17 protein-coding genes and 3 pseudogenes are annotated in these 16,832 nt (G+C 60.5%); 11 read left to right on the top strand and 9 right to left on the bottom strand.

All coding sequences use genetic code 11. From position 1 onward, the window contains the following. Positions 1-255: 255 nt before the first annotated feature. Positions 256-2,604: a DNA/RNA non-specific endonuclease gene (locus JKL46_RS26935; protein ID WP_201839003.1), complete on the top strand. Its 2,349-nt coding sequence runs from the start codon at positions 256-258 to the stop codon at positions 2,602-2,604. Positions 2,605-2,985: 381 nt separating this feature from the next. Then, a complete protein-coding gene (locus JKL46_RS26930; protein WP_201839002.1) occupies positions 2,986-3,336 on the top strand; it encodes a hypothetical protein in 351 nt (116 codons plus the stop codon). A gap of 291 nt (positions 3,337-3,627) precedes the next feature. Here JKL46_RS26930 and JKL46_RS26925 read toward each other — a convergent pair whose 3' ends face one another. Beyond that, positions 3,628-4,197: a TetR/AcrR family transcriptional regulator gene (locus JKL46_RS26925; protein ID WP_201839000.1), complete on the bottom strand. Its 570-nt coding sequence runs from the start codon at positions 4,195-4,197 to the stop codon at positions 3,628-3,630. A gap of 123 nt (positions 4,198-4,320) precedes the next feature. Between JKL46_RS26925 and JKL46_RS26920 the strand changes: the two genes are divergently transcribed. The 6 genes from JKL46_RS26920 to ugpC all read left to right on the top strand — a co-directional run bounded on the left by JKL46_RS26920 (position 4,321) and on the right by ugpC (position 10,275). Continuing rightward, positions 4,321-5,079, top strand: a complete 759-nt coding sequence (locus JKL46_RS26920) for a metallophosphoesterase (protein WP_246529553.1) — start codon at positions 4,321-4,323, stop codon at positions 5,077-5,079. Between the two features lie 151 nt (positions 5,080-5,230). Next, the gene (locus tag JKL46_RS26915; protein ID WP_201838999.1) at positions 5,231-6,535 is read left to right on the top strand and encodes an ABC transporter substrate-binding protein; all 1,305 of its coding nucleotides are present in this window, start codon (positions 5,231-5,233) and stop codon (positions 6,533-6,535) included. Between the two features lie 79 nt (positions 6,536-6,614). Beyond that, positions 6,615-7,559 carry a carbohydrate ABC transporter permease gene (locus tag JKL46_RS26910; RefSeq protein ID WP_201838998.1) on the top strand — a complete coding sequence of 315 codons (945 nt, stop codon included), beginning with the start codon at positions 6,615-6,617 and terminating at the stop codon, positions 7,557-7,559. After that, the gene (locus JKL46_RS26905; protein ID WP_201838997.1) at positions 7,549-8,430 is read left to right on the top strand and encodes a carbohydrate ABC transporter permease; all 882 of its coding nucleotides are present in this window, start codon (positions 7,549-7,551) and stop codon (positions 8,428-8,430) included. The genes JKL46_RS26910 and JKL46_RS26905 overlap by 11 nt, the downstream gene beginning before the upstream one ends. Continuing rightward, positions 8,430-9,167 (top strand): tyrosine-protein phosphatase, encoded by a 738-nt coding sequence (locus JKL46_RS26900; protein ID WP_201838996.1) that lies wholly within the window; start codon positions 8,430-8,432, stop codon positions 9,165-9,167. Before JKL46_RS26905 ends, JKL46_RS26900 begins: the two co-directional genes overlap by 1 nt. Before the next feature lies 1 nt (position 9,168). Then, complete coding sequence (ugpC, locus tag JKL46_RS26895) at positions 9,169-10,275, top strand: sn-glycerol-3-phosphate ABC transporter ATP-binding protein UgpC (RefSeq protein ID WP_201838995.1); 1,107 nt, start codon at positions 9,169-9,171, stop codon at positions 10,273-10,275. Positions 10,276-10,300: 25 nt separating this feature from the next. On the opposite strand, the pseudogene JKL46_RS26890 reads toward ugpC, so the two are convergent. Next, a pseudogene (locus JKL46_RS26890) lies at positions 10,301-10,549 on the bottom strand (tyrosine-type recombinase/integrase); the annotation flags it as partial. A 318-nt stretch (positions 10,550-10,867) separates the two neighbouring features. Here JKL46_RS26890 and JKL46_RS26885 point away from each other — a divergent pair. Next, positions 10,868-12,433, top strand: a complete 1,566-nt coding sequence (locus tag JKL46_RS26885; RefSeq protein WP_201838994.1) for a peptidoglycan-binding protein — start codon at positions 10,868-10,870, stop codon at positions 12,431-12,433. 462 nt (positions 12,434-12,895) lie between these two features. On the opposite strand, the pseudogene JKL46_RS35795 reads toward JKL46_RS26885, so the two are convergent. The 3 genes and pseudogenes from JKL46_RS35795 to JKL46_RS26870 form a co-directional block, all read right to left on the bottom strand. Continuing rightward, positions 12,896-13,042 (bottom strand): annotated as a pseudogene (locus JKL46_RS35795) (IS5/IS1182 family transposase); the annotation flags it as partial. A gap of 161 nt (positions 13,043-13,203) precedes the next feature. Then, positions 13,204-14,015 (bottom strand): annotated as a pseudogene (locus tag JKL46_RS26875) (transglutaminase-like domain-containing protein). 44 nt (positions 14,016-14,059) lie between these two features. Beyond that, positions 14,060-14,296 (bottom strand): hypothetical protein, encoded by a 237-nt coding sequence (locus tag JKL46_RS26870; protein WP_343074128.1) that lies wholly within the window; start codon positions 14,294-14,296, stop codon positions 14,060-14,062. Positions 14,297-14,345: 49 nt separating this feature from the next. On the opposite strand from JKL46_RS26870, the gene JKL46_RS26865 reads away from it, so the two are divergent. Next, positions 14,346-14,678 carry a hypothetical protein gene (locus tag JKL46_RS26865; protein ID WP_201838990.1) on the top strand — a complete coding sequence of 111 codons (333 nt, stop codon included), beginning with the start codon at positions 14,346-14,348 and terminating at the stop codon, positions 14,676-14,678. 114 nt (positions 14,679-14,792) lie between these two features. Here the strand turns inward: JKL46_RS26865 and JKL46_RS26860 are convergent, their stop codons facing one another. From JKL46_RS26860 to JKL46_RS26845, 4 genes are all read right to left on the bottom strand, one after another. Further along, on the bottom strand, positions 14,793-15,002 hold the full coding sequence (locus JKL46_RS26860; protein ID WP_201839034.1) for a cold-shock protein: 210 nt from the start codon (positions 15,000-15,002) through the stop codon (positions 14,793-14,795). Positions 15,003-15,120: 118 nt separating this feature from the next. Further along, complete coding sequence (locus tag JKL46_RS26855; protein WP_201838989.1) at positions 15,121-15,315, bottom strand: hypothetical protein; 195 nt, start codon at positions 15,313-15,315, stop codon at positions 15,121-15,123. A 108-nt stretch (positions 15,316-15,423) separates the two neighbouring features. Continuing rightward, on the bottom strand, positions 15,424-15,690 hold the full coding sequence (locus JKL46_RS26850; RefSeq protein ID WP_201838988.1) for a hypothetical protein: 267 nt from the start codon (positions 15,688-15,690) through the stop codon (positions 15,424-15,426). 66 nt (positions 15,691-15,756) lie between these two features. Further along, positions 15,757-16,251 (bottom strand): c-type cytochrome, encoded by a 495-nt coding sequence (locus JKL46_RS26845; protein ID WP_201838987.1) that lies wholly within the window; start codon positions 16,249-16,251, stop codon positions 15,757-15,759. A 333-nt stretch (positions 16,252-16,584) separates the two neighbouring features. Between JKL46_RS26845 and JKL46_RS35225 the strand changes: the two genes are divergently transcribed. Then, positions 16,585-16,832: hypothetical protein (locus tag JKL46_RS35225; RefSeq protein WP_210381481.1), on the top strand; the 248-nt coding region annotated here is incomplete at its 3' end.

Genomic DNA, 16,832 nt, shown 5'->3' with positions numbered 1-16,832 from the left:
GATGACACAGCGGCGACCGGCTTCCTGGTCGATGGGCATGAACTATTTGCCTCAGGCTTGCATTTCCCCCGCCGCTGATTGCGTCAGCACCTAAATTATCTAGAAGTCCAATTGCCACAAGATAGTATTGTTCGAAGTCGGTTGTGGTCGACAGACCTGTTTTCGTAATTCCCGTCCACCTTTCCTCTTCACTCTAGTTGTTGAGTTTTATTATATTGCGTATAATCTATGGGAGTTCCGCAATGGAGCAAACCTGTGGTCGATCTACGTGTCTTCGCACAAGTTGAGAATATTGCCCGTGATCGCCTCAGGCGGACAAGACCGGAGATTGAGGCTTCGCTCGCCCACATTGCCGAAGGCAACCCACTCGCTTCCGAAACTCAGATCTCCCGACGGCTCGACAGGTTGCAGACCAAAGCCTCGCTCAGCCGTGAAGAGGCTGTCATGATTTCGGCCGCGATCGACATGGCCTCGGAAAGCTCAGAATCGCGAGCAAAGGCCGCGAAAGCGTCTGGAGCTGAGGCAATCCGCGGCTCGACTCTCGACTTTGTTGGTGTGGCTTTTCTAGAACGCGGGCGTCAGGCGGCCAACGCGGTCGGACGCGTCTCATTCCTCAACGAGGGCCCGCAGGGCACCGGCTTTCTGGTTGCGCCAGGACTCTTTCTCACCAATCACCATGTCATTGAGTCCGCGACTGCGGCACGCCGCCTCCAGGTGCAATTCGATTATGAGTACGATTTACTCGACCGCGCCCGAAATCCAACGGCTTTCTTCCTAGATCCCGATCTCTGCTTCGTCACTGATGACATTGACGGGCTCGACTTCACTTTGATTGGCATTGGCGAGCGCCGATCCGGCAGTCGAGAACTCGTGGACTTCGGCTTCATTCCCCTTTCAGACGCCAGCGATAAGCACATGCTTGGCGAGATTGCCAACGTCATTCAGCATCCTGATGGCCGATTCAAGGAATTGGTGCTCCGTGAGAACCACTTGGTCGCTCGAGATGAGACTCTGCAGGTACTCCACTATGTCGCCGACACTGAGCAAGGCTCGTCGGGTTCTCCCGTGTTTAACAACGAGTGGGAGCCGATCGCACTGCACCACTGGGGCGGACCGTGGCGTGAGGTGATGAGCACTGCGGGGCGCCCACTTGCCCGCGAGATCAACGAGGGCATTCGTATCAGCGCGATCGTCGCGGAGTTGCGCAAACGGAGCCTGAGTGGAGCAAATGCGGCGGCAGTCCGCCAAGCCCTGGCGGTTTGGGACGCCACAGGCCGTCGACTCGGAAATGCAATTTCGCCTTTGGCGAGCGAAGTCAACGCTGGACTGCATGAGGCGGCAACAGAAACGGGAGGCCAGCCAGGTGCGCGGCATAATCCCGATGGCTCGGTCACATGGATCTTTCCAATCGAGATTAACGTGCGTGCACCGCTCGTTGCTGGCCCGGCGCCCGGCCAGGGTTTGCAGCGTGACGCTAAAATAGGAAAACCAGGTGACGCCAGCCGCGCCGAGGCGCCAAGTTGGCAGACCGAAAATTTCGACGACCGCGGTGGTTATGAACCGGGCTTCATCCCCGGTTTCGTGCTGCCGTTGCCTGGGGTCCCCGCTGTTCCGTGGCGCGTGGCGAAGAATCAACTGGCAGCGGCCGACGACGATCCACACGAACTCCGCTACCACCATTTCTCGATCATCATGAATGCTGACCGGCGGCTTGCTGGCTTCACCGCCGTCAACATCGACGGCGCGCGGATCAAGGCGGTCAATCGCGAAGATAAGACCGTCATCGAAAACCCAACCCTCCAGGATCTCGGGGTTGAGAGCGCGGAAGCGAGCGACGCCTTTCGGCCTGACCGCCGGATCCTTCCCGATGAGCAGATGAACAGGCCTTTCTACGACAAGCAGATGGTTCCAGGCTTTCCCGATCCCAATTCCTCGGAACGCAAGGCACGGATGTTCCAGAAGGGGCATATCATTCTGCGCGGTGATCCGGCCTGGGGCACAGAGGCGCAAGCGCTTGTGGCCGAACGCGATACTTTCTTCTACACCAACGCTGCACCGCAAGTCGGCTTTTTCAACCAGGGCAGTGAACTCCACCGGCCTGGGTCGAAGGGCAAGCTTCGTTGGCGGGCGGTTGAGACCTTTGTACTGCGCAATGCCGTAACGATGAGACGTCGCGTTAGCGTCTTCGCTGGCCCGGTTTTCGACAACGATAGCGATCCACCCTACCGTTTCGATAGCCAGGTGCCGATGCGATTCTGGAAGATCGCGACCTGGAGCGATGGAACGTCGCTGCGGGCGATCGCGCTGCTCGCCGACCAGAAACCGGTGCTTGAAGTCATGCCAGAGGCAATCGGCGCAGAAGCCTTCGGTGACGAGGAAGAGCTGGCGCGCGTTTCCGAGTTCCTGTCGACAGTGGGAGAAATCGAAGCATTGACTGGCCTAGACTTTGGCAATGCGCTGCGCAAAGCCGACATCCGTCTGGGCAAGAAGTCAGTCGCGACACCGGCGCTGATGCTTGATCCCGATGAACTAGGAGGTCCGAAATCAAAATCAGCAGGCAGGGGCCGCAAACCGGCTCGCCGTCGCGGCTCCGTCGCGCGGTAGCGCTGGAATGGGCCATAGCACGCTCCTCCTGGCAGCCCCGTATCGTGTCGACTGTTGACTGACATCCCGATGCCGTATCAAAGCGCCCTGGCCGAGGGTGCTGTCTGAAAGCCCTCGGCCAAGGCGTCAGCGGAGACGAAGCCCTCCAATCACACTGATAACATCTACCAATAGCACCAGAGTTCTTGTTCGGGCTGATACGCCACGCGCCCAGTGTACGTATCCTGTCGCGGCCATGGCAGCCAATCCGTATCTGTCTCATGGGCCGTTCTGCAAGAATACACGTAAGGTATTGAGCCGGCTGGCGATGCCTGTCACGCGATCGTTCGGGGAGTTGAAATGACAGTTGTTTCAGCAACCCTTGTCTAATGATGTAGCGCTGTGCGGAAATATACGCCAAATCGTATTGAATTCATCGGATCTGTCGTTTTCCCGACAGACACCGCACTTGTTTTCCCACATAAGTGGCTGGAGCGCTGTGTTCCCTGGGAGCAGACAGTGATTTGTCAAACTGCAGAAACGACAGTTGTCGAGGATCATCCTCTCGCGAAGTCCCTCCAATCCATCTTGAAGGAAATGGATGATCAATACGAGCGGCAACGTCAGGACCTCATCGCGACATTGCCAGATACGCACGTCAAGGATCGCGCGCTTGCAATGCTTGAATCGCGACATCACCAACGGCGGGAGACCTATAGCCGGGAGCTGACTGCGCTTCTTGAAGGTGCGTAAGGCAAAACAAGCACCAAGCCCGGATTCAGGGCGAAGGGCATGCATGTGGCAGCGGTCTGCTCCGCTGAGTGTGTCGAAATCCATAGCCGTGATGATGGCGGTAGCTCACCGGAAGTGTTCGACCTCTAACCAGATGCGGTGCGGAGCTGACCTTAGGAGACCAGAAGGCGCGATCGATCCCAAGCGGGTCTGCATCCCCAGATAGAGTGGATGAGCCAGGCATAGGATAGACATCCATAAAGAGCGCATGAGCGCATGGTGCAGTTTCAACTGGTCCTGAACCGATCCCACTTAGGCAGCGATCGCGCTCCAGCACATCTCTGCAATTGCCGCGCGCTCGGCCGGCAACAGCGTTGATCCATCGACGCGCCGCCATTTCAGCGTGTTGCGGATGCCGCCGCCAATGAAACCGCCCATGTCCGACATCGGCAGGTCGCGCAGTATTCCCGCCGCGCGAGCTTCTGTCACGAGGCGGGCGGTGAAGGCGGTGACAGGCGCGAACAGCTTGCGCAGATCCTCGGCCGGAATCAGCGGCACGTTGGAGAGGTATTCGAACAGGATGGCGCGGTCCTGGTCAGCCCAGATGAAGGTGATGTAGTCGTCGATATAGCGGCGGATGCGCGCCTCGTGCGAGACCTCCGGGCCGTGTTCGACCACGAGTGCCGCCAGCGCCTGCTCCGTCAGCCGGCTATAGACACCACGGATCAGATCCTCCTTCGACTTGAAGTAAAGATACACCGTGCCGGTCGCGACACCGGCGACCTGGGCAATCTCCACCATCGAACATTGCAGCCCGTTCTTCACGATCAGGTTGGACGCGGCTGCCAGGATGCGCTCGCGCTTGTCGACGACGTGATCCAAAAGTCTCTCCCACACGACTGAATGAACGTTCATTCAGTTGTCATGAACCTGGATTACCTCCTCCCTTGTTCTCACGCAAGTCCCGCCCCTTACGGCGGGCGCGCCTCACAGGATCCGATGCTCATGTCCGCAACCCCGCTCACTTTCGTGCACATCACCGATCTTCATATCGGCAACCCGAATGTTCAGGACGATCATCTCTATTCCGATACGGAAGCAACGCTGCGGGCGATCCTTTCCGACATCAAGTCACTGCAGCCAGCTCCGCGTTTCATCGTCGCCAGCAGCGACCTGACCAATCATGGCGAGCCGGAAGCCTATCACCGCCTGAAGAGCATCATGGACGAGGCCGGCCTCGCGATGCCGGTGCTCTATACGCTCGGCAACCACGACAAGCGCGAAGGCTTCTATCCGGTGATGCTCGGCCGAACCGAGGAGACGAGCGCGCCCTACGATCATTCTGCCGTCATCGATGGCATCCATGTCGTCATGATCGACTCGAGCAAGCCGTTTAAGATTGGGGGCCACTTCGAAGAGGGTCAGATCGACTGGCTCGCCGCCGAGCTGGACCGCCATCCGGATCTTCCAAAGCTCCTTGTCATGCACCATGCACCGGCGCTGGATGAGGACGCTGCGCTTGAATGGGAAGCGCTGTCGATTGCCGACACACAGGCTTTGCGCGACCTGCTCAAGGGGCGCGAGAACATCCTGGGCATCCTGTCCGGCCATATCCACTATGACCGGGTCAGCAACTGGTACGGCATCCCGGTGGTCGTCGGCATCGGCCAGCACGCAGCAACCGACGTGCGCTACCTGCATGAAGGTCTGCGGATGGTTTCCGGCGCGTCCTTCGCCATCGGCACCGTCCGGCCTTCGGGCTGACAATTTCCTTCGTGCCACAACCGGCCGAGCGCCGCGAGCTCAAGGTCCATACCTTCGCCGGCATGGCCGAGGTCATCCGCTTCTACGAGACGCAGGCGCAAGAAGCCGCTCTCGTCGCAGCCGAATGAATTCACGCGATCGGAGCTCACCCATGAACCGCAAGACATTCCTCACCGGCTCGCTCGCTCTGCTTGCCGCCAGCGGCGCTCTTCCCGCCTTTGCCGGGGAGTTCCCGGCCACCGTGCAACAGCCGGTGACTATCAGCTACTATAACTACAATCTCGCCTCTGCCGGCAACGGTGCGGAAGCGACCAAGCGGATGATCGCCGCGTTCGAGAAGGCCAATCCGAACATCAAGGTCGAGGGTGTCGGGGCAAGTTCGGCTGATATCACCAGCCGCATCCAGGCTGACGTCGCGGCCGGCCGCATCCCGGACGTCGTGCAGATGGTCTTTTCCGACCTGAATTTTACGGTCGACAATCTCGGCGCGGTGGCACTCGAGGGCACCGTTCCGGAAGCCGAGCTCAAGCAGCATTTCGAGGGGATCACGCCGAACGGCCTCCGGCTCGGTGTCATCAACGGCAAGACCTATGGCCTGGCCTATACCTTCTCCACGCCGGTGCTGTTCTACAATGCTAACCTGTTCAAGCAGGCCGGCCTTGACCCGGACAAGCCGCCTAAGACTTGGGCTGAGGTCAAGCAGGCTGCCCTTGCCATCGTCGACAAGACCAAAGCCGAAGGCATCGCGACCGGCATCTTCGGCCCCTCGGCCGGCGATTGGCTGTTCCAGGGCGTGCTGCGCTCCAACGGCGGCGGGTTAATGTCCGAGGATCGCAGACAGCTGGCCTTCGCCCAGCCAGCCTCGGTTGAAGCGGTGACGATGCTGCGCGATCTCTATGACAGCGGCGCCTACACCAATCTCGAATTGCAGGCGGCCATGGAAGGCATGGCATCGGGCAATGTCGGCATGTACCTTCAGACCTCCGCGATCCAGGGCTTTCTGGTGAAGGGCGCAGAAGGCAAATTCGACCTGCGCGCGACCACCATGCCGCGCTTCGGCGACAAGCCGCAGCGGCCGAACAATTCGGGCAGCGCTCTGGTGATCCTGAGCCGCGATCCGCTGAAGCAGCGCGCCGCTTGGGAGCTGATGAAGTTCATGACCTCGAAGGAGGCCTATACGGTCATCACCTCCGAGATCGGCTATCTGCCGCTGCGGACCGACATCGTCGACGATCCGAAGTATCTCGGCGACTGGGTCAAGAAGCATCCGCTGATCAAGCCGAACCTCGAGCAACTCGCGATCCTGGAGCGGTGGGAGGCCTTCCCCGGCTCGAACTACCGGCAGATCCAGAAGATCATGATGGAAGGCACCGAAATGGCCGTCTTCGGCGGCATGGATCCGGCGAAGGCCATGGGGGCGGCGCAGGACAATGCCCAGCCGCTGATGCCGAAGTAACACGACGAAGCGCCAGCATCGGGCTCCTTGCAGAGAGAGTCCGATGCCAGGCCTCGGCCTTCAGATCCGGAGAAAGTCCATGACAGACGCAGCGCTCAGCCAGCCGCTGCCGGCCCGCGCCGTCGCGGTGCCATCCCGGCGCACCAACCTGCGTCACCTCGCGCCCTGGCTCTATCTCGCGCCGGCAGCGATCACGCTGATCATCTGGATCTACTGGCCGCTGATCGACGCGTTTCGCCTGAGCTTTTACGAATGGAACATGCTGCCGACCTCCCCGATGCGGTTCGTCGGCTGGCAGAATTATGCCAATATCTTCGCCTTGCCGAAATTCTGGCAGGCGCTGTCCAATACGCTGGTCTACGTCATCGGCCTGCTGCCGTTGGCGGTTCTGATCCCGCTGGGCATCGCCATCTACACCCATGACCTGCCGGCGCGCTCGCGCAATGTCTATCGGGCGATCATCTTCATGCCGATGATCATTGCTCCCGTGGTGGCTGCCGCCATCTGGCGCTGGCTGCTGGATCCCGGTCACGGCATGGTCAACGAGGCGATCTCTCTGTTCGGCTACCGGCCGGTCCGCTTCCTGCAGGATCCCAAGGTGGCGATCTGGACGATCATCGGGCTCACCGGCTGGAAGCTGATCGGCTTCTCGACGCTGATATTCTCGGCTGCGAACGCCAACATCAACCCGTCGCTGATCGAGGCCGCCCGCATGGACGGCGCGTCACGCTGGCAGATCATCCGCGACATCCGCCTGCCGCTGTTGCGCTCGACGATTCTGTTCCTGACGCTGATGACGATCCTGCTCGGCGCGCAATGGAGCTTCTCCTACGTCCATGTGCTGACCGGCGGCGGACCGCTCGGGGCAACCACCAATATCTTCTACATCCTCTGGGATTTCGGCTTCTCGACGATGTCGGTGGGGTGGAGCTCGGCCGCCGCCGTGATCCTCTTCCTCGGCTTCGGCGCCGTCGCCTTCATTCTCTTCCGGCTGATGGACAGGTACTCGTTCCATGACAACTGACGCGCTCTACGCTCCCGCCCGATCGCACGTCGCGCCGCGCAACCGCGCAAGGGGCAAAGCCGGGATCCGCTGGAACACCGCCGCCGGCCACGTCGTGATGGTCGTTCTGTCGATCATCTGCCTGTTTCCGGTCTACTGGATGATCGTCTCGTCGTTTCGCCCGGCAAACGCGATCTTCGAGACGACGCTTTGGCCCAGCGCCGCCTCGCTGGACAACTATGTCCACGCCTTGAAGGCGATCCCGATCGGGACAATGCTCCTCAATACCTTCCTGGTGTCGGCCATCGTCACCGTCGTGCAGCTCTTCACCGGCCTGCTCGCGGCCTATGCCTTCGCACGCTGGCGTTTCCCCTTCGACAAGGCCATCTACACGCTGATCGCGCTGACCTGGCTCGTGCCATTCCAGGTGGTGATGATTCCGAACTACCGCCTGGTCGCCGACCTCGGCCTGCTCGACAGCCTTGCCGCGCTGATCCTGCCGCACTTTGCCGGCGCGCTGGCGGTGCTCATGCTGGCCCAGGCCATGCGCTCCTTCCCGACCGAAGTCATCGAGGCCGCGCGTATGGATGGCGCGAAAAGCTGGCGCATCCTGTGGGAGGTCATGGCGCCGAACCTGCGCGGTACCATCGCGTCGCTCGCGATCCTGCTCTTCATCTCGACCTGGAACGAGTATTTCTGGCCGCTGCTCCTTTCGAGGACGCCGGAAAGCAGCGTCGTCCAGATCGGCATTCAGATGTTCATCACGTCCGAGGGGACGGCATGGGGACCGCTGATGGCCGCGTCCACGCTGGCGAGCCTGCCGATCCTCCTCATTTACGTCGTCCTGCAGCGACAGGTCATCCAGTCCTTCATGAAGTCGGGAATTCGCTGATGCAGCCTCGATTCGAACGACACGTCGCCGTTGCAGGCACCTTCAATATCCGCGACCTCGGCGGCTACGCCTCGGGGGAGGGGCAGACCCGCTGGCGGCGTCTGCTCCGCGCCGACGGTCTGCATCGGCTCGACACGGCCGGCATGGCCACGCTCACCGGCGAAGGCGTGCGGACCGTCATCGACCTGCGCCGCGACCATGAATTGGAAAGCCATCCGAACCCGTTCCGGGACAATCCGGACGTCGCCTACCACAACATCTCGCTCTTCGATGCGCTGGATCCGGCGACCATGACGGGCGGCGACCTGTTGCTCGATCTTTATCTCGCTGCGCTCACAACCCGTCACGGCGCGATTGCGCAGGTCTTGACGCTGATCGCCGATGCGCCCGAGGGCATCGTGCTGTTTCATTGCACGGCGGGCAAGGACCGCACCGGCCTGATCGCGGCGCTGATGCTCGCCTTGGCTGGGGTCGAGGCGGCCGTCATCGTCGAAGACTACGCATTGACCGGTCCGATGATCGCGCCGTTGCTGGAGACCTTCGTCGCCGACGCGGCCGCGCGTGGCACGGACATCGAATCCTTCCGGCCGTTGCTGGCCTGCGAACGGCAGACCATGGTCGCCATGCTCGCTTTCCTGATCGACAATCATGGCTCCGTCGAAGCCTATTTGATCTCGATTGGACTTGAGCCCGACACCATCGACCGCCTCAGGGCGCGCCTGACGCGGGAGGCCTAAGATGGCGCGGCTGACCCTATCCGGCCTCAAGAAGGTCTATAACGGCAAGCAGGTTCTGCACGGGATCGATGCCGAAATCTCCGACGGCCAGTTCGTTGTCATCGTCGGCCCGTCCGGTTGCGGCAAGTCGACCTTGTTGCGGATGATCGCCGGGCTTGAGAACATCACCGAGGGTGAGATTGCGCTCGATGGACGCCGCCTCAATGGCCTCGACCCAGCAGATCGCGGTTGTGCCATGGTGTTTCAGAACTATGCACTCTGTCCGCATATGACGGTCCGCCAAAATATCGCCTATCCGTTGAAGATCTCCGGTGTGGCAAAGGAGGAGCAGAACCGCCGCGTCGCGGACGTGGCAGCTATCCTTGATCTGTCCCAATATCTCGATCGCCGGCCGGCCCAACTGTCGGGCGGCCAGCGCCAGCGTGTTGCCATGGGCCGCGCGATCATACGCGAGCCGGGCGTCTTCCTCTTTGACGAGCCCCTGTCCAACCTCGATGCCAAACTGCGGGTCAGCATGCGCATTGAGATCAAACGCTTGCACAAGCGCCTCGGCGCAACCTCCATCTTCGTGACGCATGACCAGGTCGAGGCGATGACGATGGCCGATGTGCTGATCGTCATGAACGGCGGCGTGGTCGAGCAGATCGGCAGCCCGGTCGAGATTTATGATGAGCCGTCCTCGACCTTCGTCGCTGGGTTTATGGGGGCACCGGCCATGAACCTGATGCCGTCGACCGTGAGGCGGGGTCGCACCGTTCTGGACGCCGCCCCGGAGGCGGCGCTCCAACTGCCCTTCGCCCAACTGGTTGATGGGCAGGCCCTGACACTTGGCATCCGGCCAGAGGACATCGTAGCCTCGCATGATCCCGGTTCGGACGGGCTTCTGGCGATCGTCGAACTGGTCGAGGAACTCGGCGGCAACCGCGTCGCCTACTGTTCCCTGGCAGAGCAGCAGCTTGCTGTGGTTCTGCCGAAGAGTTTCAACGTCGCCAATGGCGGTGTACTCTATCTGACCTTCCCGGAGAACGCCCTGCATGGCTTCGATGCCACGTCGGGCAAGCGCCTTGCCAAGGCCGCCATCGAACAGCTTAGGCTCGTTCCAGCCTGAGCCGATCTTGGGCGATCAAGTCTATTCATACAATCAGAACTCGATCGCTCGACTGGCCGTCCTCATTGAGCGGGTGGAGGTCGCGGACCATCTGGTGCAGGCGGGAGGTGTCGAGATGGGTGTAGATCTGGGTGGTTTCGATGCCGGCATGGCCAAACAGCTCCTTTAGCACGCGCAGGTCCGTGCCGCCGGAATGCATGTGGGTGGCAAAGGCATGGCGCAGCAGGTGCGGTGAGACCCGCTCGGGGCTGGCAAGGCCTGCCGCCACCTTGGCGGGCTGACCTGATCGGACGGATCATCCTCGACGGCGACTGGGTCGAACAGGATCTTATTTCTCCTTCCCCCCGCGGAAAGAGAGGTCGCTTCCCCCCATGACAACGCTTGGTAACCTTCTTCAGGTAGCCCGCAGGCGAGGGCGCCCAGAGCAAAGGACCGCTGGCAGCAAATGGCGCGTGCCCGCCAGCCGACTTTTACGTGTGGTTGAAGCTGTCGGATCAGTCTCGGAGCATAAGTCGGAGCTCCAAAAGGTTGAATAGCGCCTGAGCTCGACTGCCCTTACCCTTGCCAGGGGATTTGTTGTGGGGCGCCGGAGATGACGAAGTCTAGGGGATTTGCCGTTATCTCCATGCTTCTTGCCGTTTGGACAAGTGCAAAAGCAGCCGACATCAAGGTAACCGCAGGCAACGGGCTCACCGTTGTATCGGTTGAGGGTGAACTTACTTTCCGGGACGAGGACGTGTTCACAGACAAAGTGTTACGCCTGAAGGAGGCTGTCGTCATGTTCGACAGTATCGGCGGGAACCTCATCGCCGGGATTGAAATCGGCAAGGCCATTCGCCTCAAAGGTTTCAGCACGCTCGTCCCAGATGATACGCTCTGCGCCTCCGCTTGCGCTCTTGCCTGGCTCGGAGGGAAAACCAGATGGGCCGGACCGGATGCGCGGATTGCCTTCCATGCGGCCTGGAAGCTGGAAAATGGCCGGAAGGTTGAGACTGGACCAGGCAACGCACTGGTCGGGGCCTATCTCCAATCCCTTGGCCTGAGCGAAGACGCGATCGTTTTCATCACCAGCGCTCCGCCTGATGGCGCCGAGATGCTCAGCTTCCGAAAAGCTGAAGCACTCGGCCTGAACGTGAGGAAGTTTGAAATTCCAGCGGGCGCTCAGGCTGCCACCCGGCCTGAGCCACCGTCGTCTGCACCTCGTGATCCCGACGCAAGCTACTATGTTCCAAGCGCTCGAACACTCCAGCCCGAACCGACCGCCCCCACGCCGCCTACCGAGACCAAGACAGCAGTACTCCCTCCAGTTCAAGCGCCGGCCTATGCAACACGGCGTCCCGAGGAGCCCGTGCTCGAGCCGCAGGTCCTGGATTTGGCAATCCTTGAAACCGCGGCGCAGGTTCAGCGTCGGCTCCAGAAGCGAGGCTTCTTTCAGGGGCTGGTCGACGGGGTTTGGGGCCAAAGATCCCGAGTCGCCCTGCGGGATTTCAAGACCCGCAACGGTCTGGGATCGGATGATCGGTGGGACTTGAGAACGCAGCTTGCGGTCTTTGATGATCGGTATGCGGCTGCTCCGGCAAACTATGTGGCTTCTCTATCCGAGACGAACGTTGCCGGACTCTATGTTGCCTTTACGGCCCCTCAAGGCTCCTCATTACACCCCCTCAATCCGAGTGATGCCTTGCGGATCCAGCAGCGCTTGGCACACCTGAGCTACTATCGGAAGGTGGGCGATGGCGTCTGGGGAATGGCGTCACGATCGGCTCTCACGGATTTCAAGGTCGCCAATGGTCTGCCCGCCGACGACACCTGGGATGGTGCCGTCGAGGAGGCCATGAATCGGCCCGACGCCATCCCAGCCAGCGAGACGCCATTTGGAGAATGGATCCAACCCGGGACGAACTGCGGCGATCCGAACAACCCCAGGCGACTTCTCATCTCGTCAAAGAATGTAACGGCTGGTGTCAGCACCTGCCTGTTTGATCAGCCTCTACAACGATCGCGTGACGGATGGCGGACCATCGGAAGCTGTTCGCGGGGCAGTGCATCTGCGGCGGCGCGTGTCCATTTTCAGCTCATCAATGGCCGCCTCGTTGATCGCTCGACCGTCGGAAATGCTGTCGGCGAAAAGCCAGCGATGTTCAGCCGATGTATGTGACAAGGCCTTGTTTGCACTCGGCCGAAAAGGTGCAGCCGCCTTCGAAAGGGGTCGACCATGCCGAAGACCGTTCCGCTTACCGTCCAAGCTTCACTCGCCCCACGGAACCTCTGGCAGGACATCCTCCCTTGGACATTCAATCAGCAGGGAATGCAGTTTGGGCTTTTCAACATCAATCTTGGGCAGACGCCACGCCCAGACATCGAGCACAGGGTTCTCGACGAGGTTGGAAGTTACGGCCGGCAGCTCGGGCGGATTGGAGATGTGCTTGAGGTGCTGCTCAATCATGTAAAGCTGGAGGATCTGACCGCTCCTGAAAGGGACGCCATCGACATCTTGCGAGGCCAACTGGCACAAGTGCGGAAGATAAAGCGCAGTGCCGGAAACGGCGGCGATGATCGACAGCCAGGGCAGTAATGGCGCTGAGGGACCCGACCAGAGGCAGTAATCGCCGATATGTATCCGCAGATTATTTCCGGCGGCCATGCGCAACGCGTTCATCGCATCGCCCGCAGTTCCGAGCAAGTGATTGCGTCCCAGCCATCCGTCCACCTTCATGTGCCCGATCATCGGCTCAATCGCAGATCACTGTCTCAGCTCCCGTTTGATAGTAGACGTGGGGCGGCAATTGAACACACGCTCCTTCGTCGTGGAACGTGACGGAAGCTCGGCTTCAGGTTCCATATGGGGAGCATAAGGATCTTTGGGGCAGCGGTATCGCTCGACTGAACTGATCCAAGCGCCGAACATACTGTGCGAACACAAGGCGCTCAGAGGGCTGATCCCATCACTTCCTCGGTGGTTACGCGAAAGTCGACCTGGGGGCTAGGACCGAACGTGAGGGTCAGTGGCACGTCGGCAGCATCGCGGCCACGGGCGATCAGAATTCTGCCGATCCGCGGATCATTGTTGCGGGGGTCGAACGTGTGCCATCTGCCGCCCAGATAGACCTCAGTCCAGGCGGCAAAGTCCTGAGGTGCATGGGGCGGTGGAAGGCCGATGTCGCTGATGTACCCAGTACAATAGCGAGCGGGAATGTTGATGCACCGGCAGAACGTAAGCGCCAGATGAGCATAGTCGCGACATACGCCTTGCTTCGCTGCGGGGAAGGCCGGTGTGGCGTGCGCGAGTGCTCGTAGCCGAAGGTGATATGATCGTGCACGTAGTCGCAGATCGCTTGCACGCGGGCCCAGCCCAACGGAGCTGATCCAAAGAGGCTCCATGCGATGTCGGAGAGACGGTTCGTCTCGCAGTAGCGGCTGCCTAAAAGGTAGAGCAGAGTCTCTGAGGGGAGGTTCTGGATTTGGGTCTGCTCAGCACCCGGATCTGCTGAATCCTACCAGCCTGTGTCGCGAACTACCGTTTCCGTCTTAAGGGTGATCGTACCAGCCGGTGCAACGAGGCGGTTGCACCAGTTGCCGAAGCTGTCCCGGTATCCCTCCACGGGCACTGATGGGGTCGTGATCAGGTAGTCTGGCCGCTCCAGGTCGGACACTCGCGACGAGTGCACATTGAGGATCGCGATCATGGGCGTGATTTGCCCGAGCTCGTACGTCATCTGGCAGTCGACACGGATCCGCATGGTTTCTCATCCACGGAGCAGAGCGAGATTTGGGCTACTCCCGATCATGGTTGATCCTCGCCCGAATGGTGCCGGCAGACGCCCCGGGTATGCTTCTCGATTGCCGCCAAGGCGGCGTCAAGGGAAGTATACGGTCTATGGTCGATGCCGACCATGGTCTCCAGAGCATGGCCATCCGGGTGAATTGTGAACTGCTTGGCGGACACTTCGGTGATCCGACCCATCGGACGGCCAAGCAGGTCCGTGAGGTTCCAAACTTTGCCGTCATCGGTTGGTATCACGGTTATATCCAAACGTGCCTCCGGTTCGCGCACTGCCCAGGAAACTGGATTGGCTGTCGGTCTGACTAATAAGGCTTGCGAATACGGTGTGTTCCCATGTGCTCTCAGCTTCGCTGATATCGGGTGGATCGGCGACACCCCAGCCGCTTGCGGCTACGGAGTCGTCCTGGGCATGGAAGACGGCCTGATCAGCCGCCAGCTTTTCGCCAGTCCGGAGGTCGACGCCATGCTCGACGACGATTACTCAGGCTTTCCGTTCCACTACTTCCTGGCCTCGGCTTTCCTGGTACGCCTGGATCAGGATGAGGATTTCGCGCCGACCTGGCCGAGTGGTACGATGAAAAGCCTTATGGGGGCAGGCGGGGCAGCCGCGGGAAAATGAGGTCGTGCCTATAGCTTTCCCGGCACTCCTTTGTTTGGCCTGTCCAAAGAATAAGCCGCCCCGTCAGGAGCGGCTTGAAGAGCCAGCATTCAGCTGACGACATGACAGGCTCAATCAAGCCTTTTGCAGGTTGGTTGCAGACTCTTTGCCGGTACGGCGGTCCGCTTCCACTTCATAAGAGATCTTCTGGCCTTCCACGAGGCCGCGCATGCCAGCCCGCTCAAGCGCTGAGGCATGGACGAAAACATCCTTGCCCCCACTATCCGGCTGAATGAAGCCATAGCCCTTCGTCTCGTTATACCACTTCACAGTGCCAGTCGCCATTGAATATTCCTCAAGTCCCGTCAGGTGCGCTTCCGCCAAGCTATCCTGCCGTGTCGGGCCGAGACGTCAAGCACTTGGTTACTGTTGGATCATGCTGACACAGGCGGGGACAAGGTGACTATTGGATCACAGAAGGCCAAGCAGCAAAAAGGCAGGGCCGCTTCCAGACGATAAAATGATCCCGTGCTGCAAGACCGAGGTCTGAATCGCTTTCCAGACGGGCGATCTGTGCTTCAACCGCTCTGAGTTTCTGTTCAAGCCGCGCTACCTCACGTCGCGCAGAGGAGAGAAATTTTTGCTTGTTCGCTGGCATGTCGCACCCCCACCCGTTGTGGTAAGTGCTCGTTAACCCATTGCGTCGAAGGCTGCTGTGTCGCAAGTGCTCATCCTGTGAGATCCGAGAGTCGATCATGCGATGATGCTACCCTGAGGCTTCAATCTTCTCGGCGTGCGGAGAGAAGTCGGCCGCGAGCGTCTGCTGCAGGATCCTGTCGCGGATCACCCGCTTCATGTTTCCCACCCTGCGCGCCATGGCATAGACCCGATCCTGCAGGACCGTCACATCCGACATGACCGGAAATGGCGGCTCCGGTGGAAGCGGCAGCGCGAGGCTGCTCTCCAGCGCTTGCAGCATCGTTGCAATCGCCGTGTCGTCGTCGCGCAGCAGCTGCAGTTCTGCCTCGAGCATGTCTGATGTCTCCTGCGCCACTCCGAGGCTTCCAAATTCTGGATGAGGGTGCTCTGCTCCAGATGGCTACTGGGGCATGACCACCGAAAGGTAAGGGGCAGAGGGCTTCTCGTTCGCTCCAACCGGACCGGGCACCCGGTTCCTGACCGGCTTCAGGCCCTTGAGATAGCCGGCGAGAGCTTTGGCATCGGCATCTGTGAGCTTGCCATACGAATGATACGGCATGATCGGCACCAGCTGACGACCGTCCGGCCTGACACCGGTCCGCACCGCCTTGATGATGTCGGCCTCACTCCACCGGCCGAGGCCCGTCTCGGGATCAGGGGTCAGGTTGGGCGGATAAAAGATGCCGAGGCCGGGGATCTGAAAGCCGACCTCTGATCCAGCTAGAGGACGCTGCATGTCGGGCTTGCCGAGAAAGGTGCCGGGGGTGTGGCAGCCGGTGCAATCCATGATGGTCACGAGGTACTCGCCGCGCTGGGTCTGACTCTGCGCGAAGGACGAAGGGACTGACAGGAGGAGGCTACAAGCTGCCAAAGCGGCTGAGATGATGGATTTCATAGTGCTTCTCTGCCTGAGGGTGAACTCAACCAAAGTGCCAGATGCCAAACGGGAGTGAAGTGCCCAGAAGGCGTAGATCGGCCTGGACAGTTCCTCCAATTTCTTGTCAAAACTCTTGCCGATGAGCGACTGAGGCAGTGCTAGCCCGGAATCGCCGCTCGAGACCGTTTTGACCGCACTCGCTGGCGGCATCAGGTTCCATAATCTTTGCTCAGCCTAATTCGCTCTCACAATTCTTCATTCGCCGGCTAGGGTGTCCGTTGCGCGATGCCTGCGGACGCCGAGTTGTGCTGCCTTCCTTTGGCGCCATTGGGTTGCGACTGTTCGTGCCGCATGGCTCGGACCTTACTCTCCCCCTGCCTCTGGGCGCTCGGCATTGCGCTCCTCGGCTCCGGTCTGGATGGCGGGCCCCAGGCCGGACCCGGCAGCGGATCGCGGGCATCTCCGGAGGTTTCTGCCAATCCGTTTAACGGACCGGGCGGCGTTTACGCGAAGATCCCCGCAAGGGATGAGTTCGGGCGGGATCAACTCGCGATGTTCCGCGCGTGGAACCCGGACCCGCTCGGAAACCACGAGGCCAA

It is taken from the genome of Microvirga zambiensis WSM3693, from assembly GCF_016735695.1.
In the GTDB taxonomy this organism is placed as follows: Bacteria; Pseudomonadota; Alphaproteobacteria; order Rhizobiales; family Beijerinckiaceae; genus Microvirga; species Microvirga zambiensis.
The sequence above is the reverse complement of the archived record's forward strand: the minus strand, read 5'-3'. Positions and strand labels throughout refer to the sequence as shown.

Bases quoted from the DNA above. Each gene is read 5' to 3' on its own strand.
- JKL46_RS26920 (WP_246529553.1), top strand. From the start codon at position 4,321: ATGTCCGCAACCCCGCTCACTTTCGTGCACATCACCGATCTTCATATC.
- JKL46_RS26915 (WP_201838999.1), top strand. From the start codon at position 5,231: ATGAACCGCAAGACATTCCTCACCGGCTCGCTCGCTCTGCTTGCCGCC.
- JKL46_RS26910 (WP_201838998.1), top strand. From the start codon at position 6,615: ATGACAGACGCAGCGCTCAGCCAGCCGCTGCCGGCCCGCGCCGTCGCG.
- JKL46_RS26905 (WP_201838997.1), top strand. From the start codon at position 7,549: ATGACAACTGACGCGCTCTACGCTCCCGCCCGATCGCACGTCGCGCCG.
- JKL46_RS26900 (WP_201838996.1), top strand. From the start codon at position 8,430: ATGCAGCCTCGATTCGAACGACACGTCGCCGTTGCAGGCACCTTCAAT.
- ugpC (WP_201838995.1), top strand. From the start codon at position 9,169: ATGGCGCGGCTGACCCTATCCGGCCTCAAGAAGGTCTATAACGGCAAG.
- JKL46_RS26885 (WP_201838994.1), top strand. From the start codon at position 10,868: ATGACGAAGTCTAGGGGATTTGCCGTTATCTCCATGCTTCTTGCCGTT.
- JKL46_RS26860 (WP_201839034.1), bottom strand. From the start codon at position 15,002: ATGGCGACTGGCACTGTGAAGTGGTATAACGAGACGAAGGGCTATGGC.
- JKL46_RS26855 (WP_201838989.1), bottom strand. From the start codon at position 15,315: ATGCCAGCGAACAAGCAAAAATTTCTCTCCTCTGCGCGACGTGAGGTA.
- JKL46_RS26850 (WP_201838988.1), bottom strand. From the start codon at position 15,690: ATGCTCGAGGCAGAACTGCAGCTGCTGCGCGACGACGACACGGCGATT.
- JKL46_RS26845 (WP_201838987.1), bottom strand. From the start codon at position 16,251: ATGAAATCCATCATCTCAGCCGCTTTGGCAGCTTGTAGCCTCCTCCTG.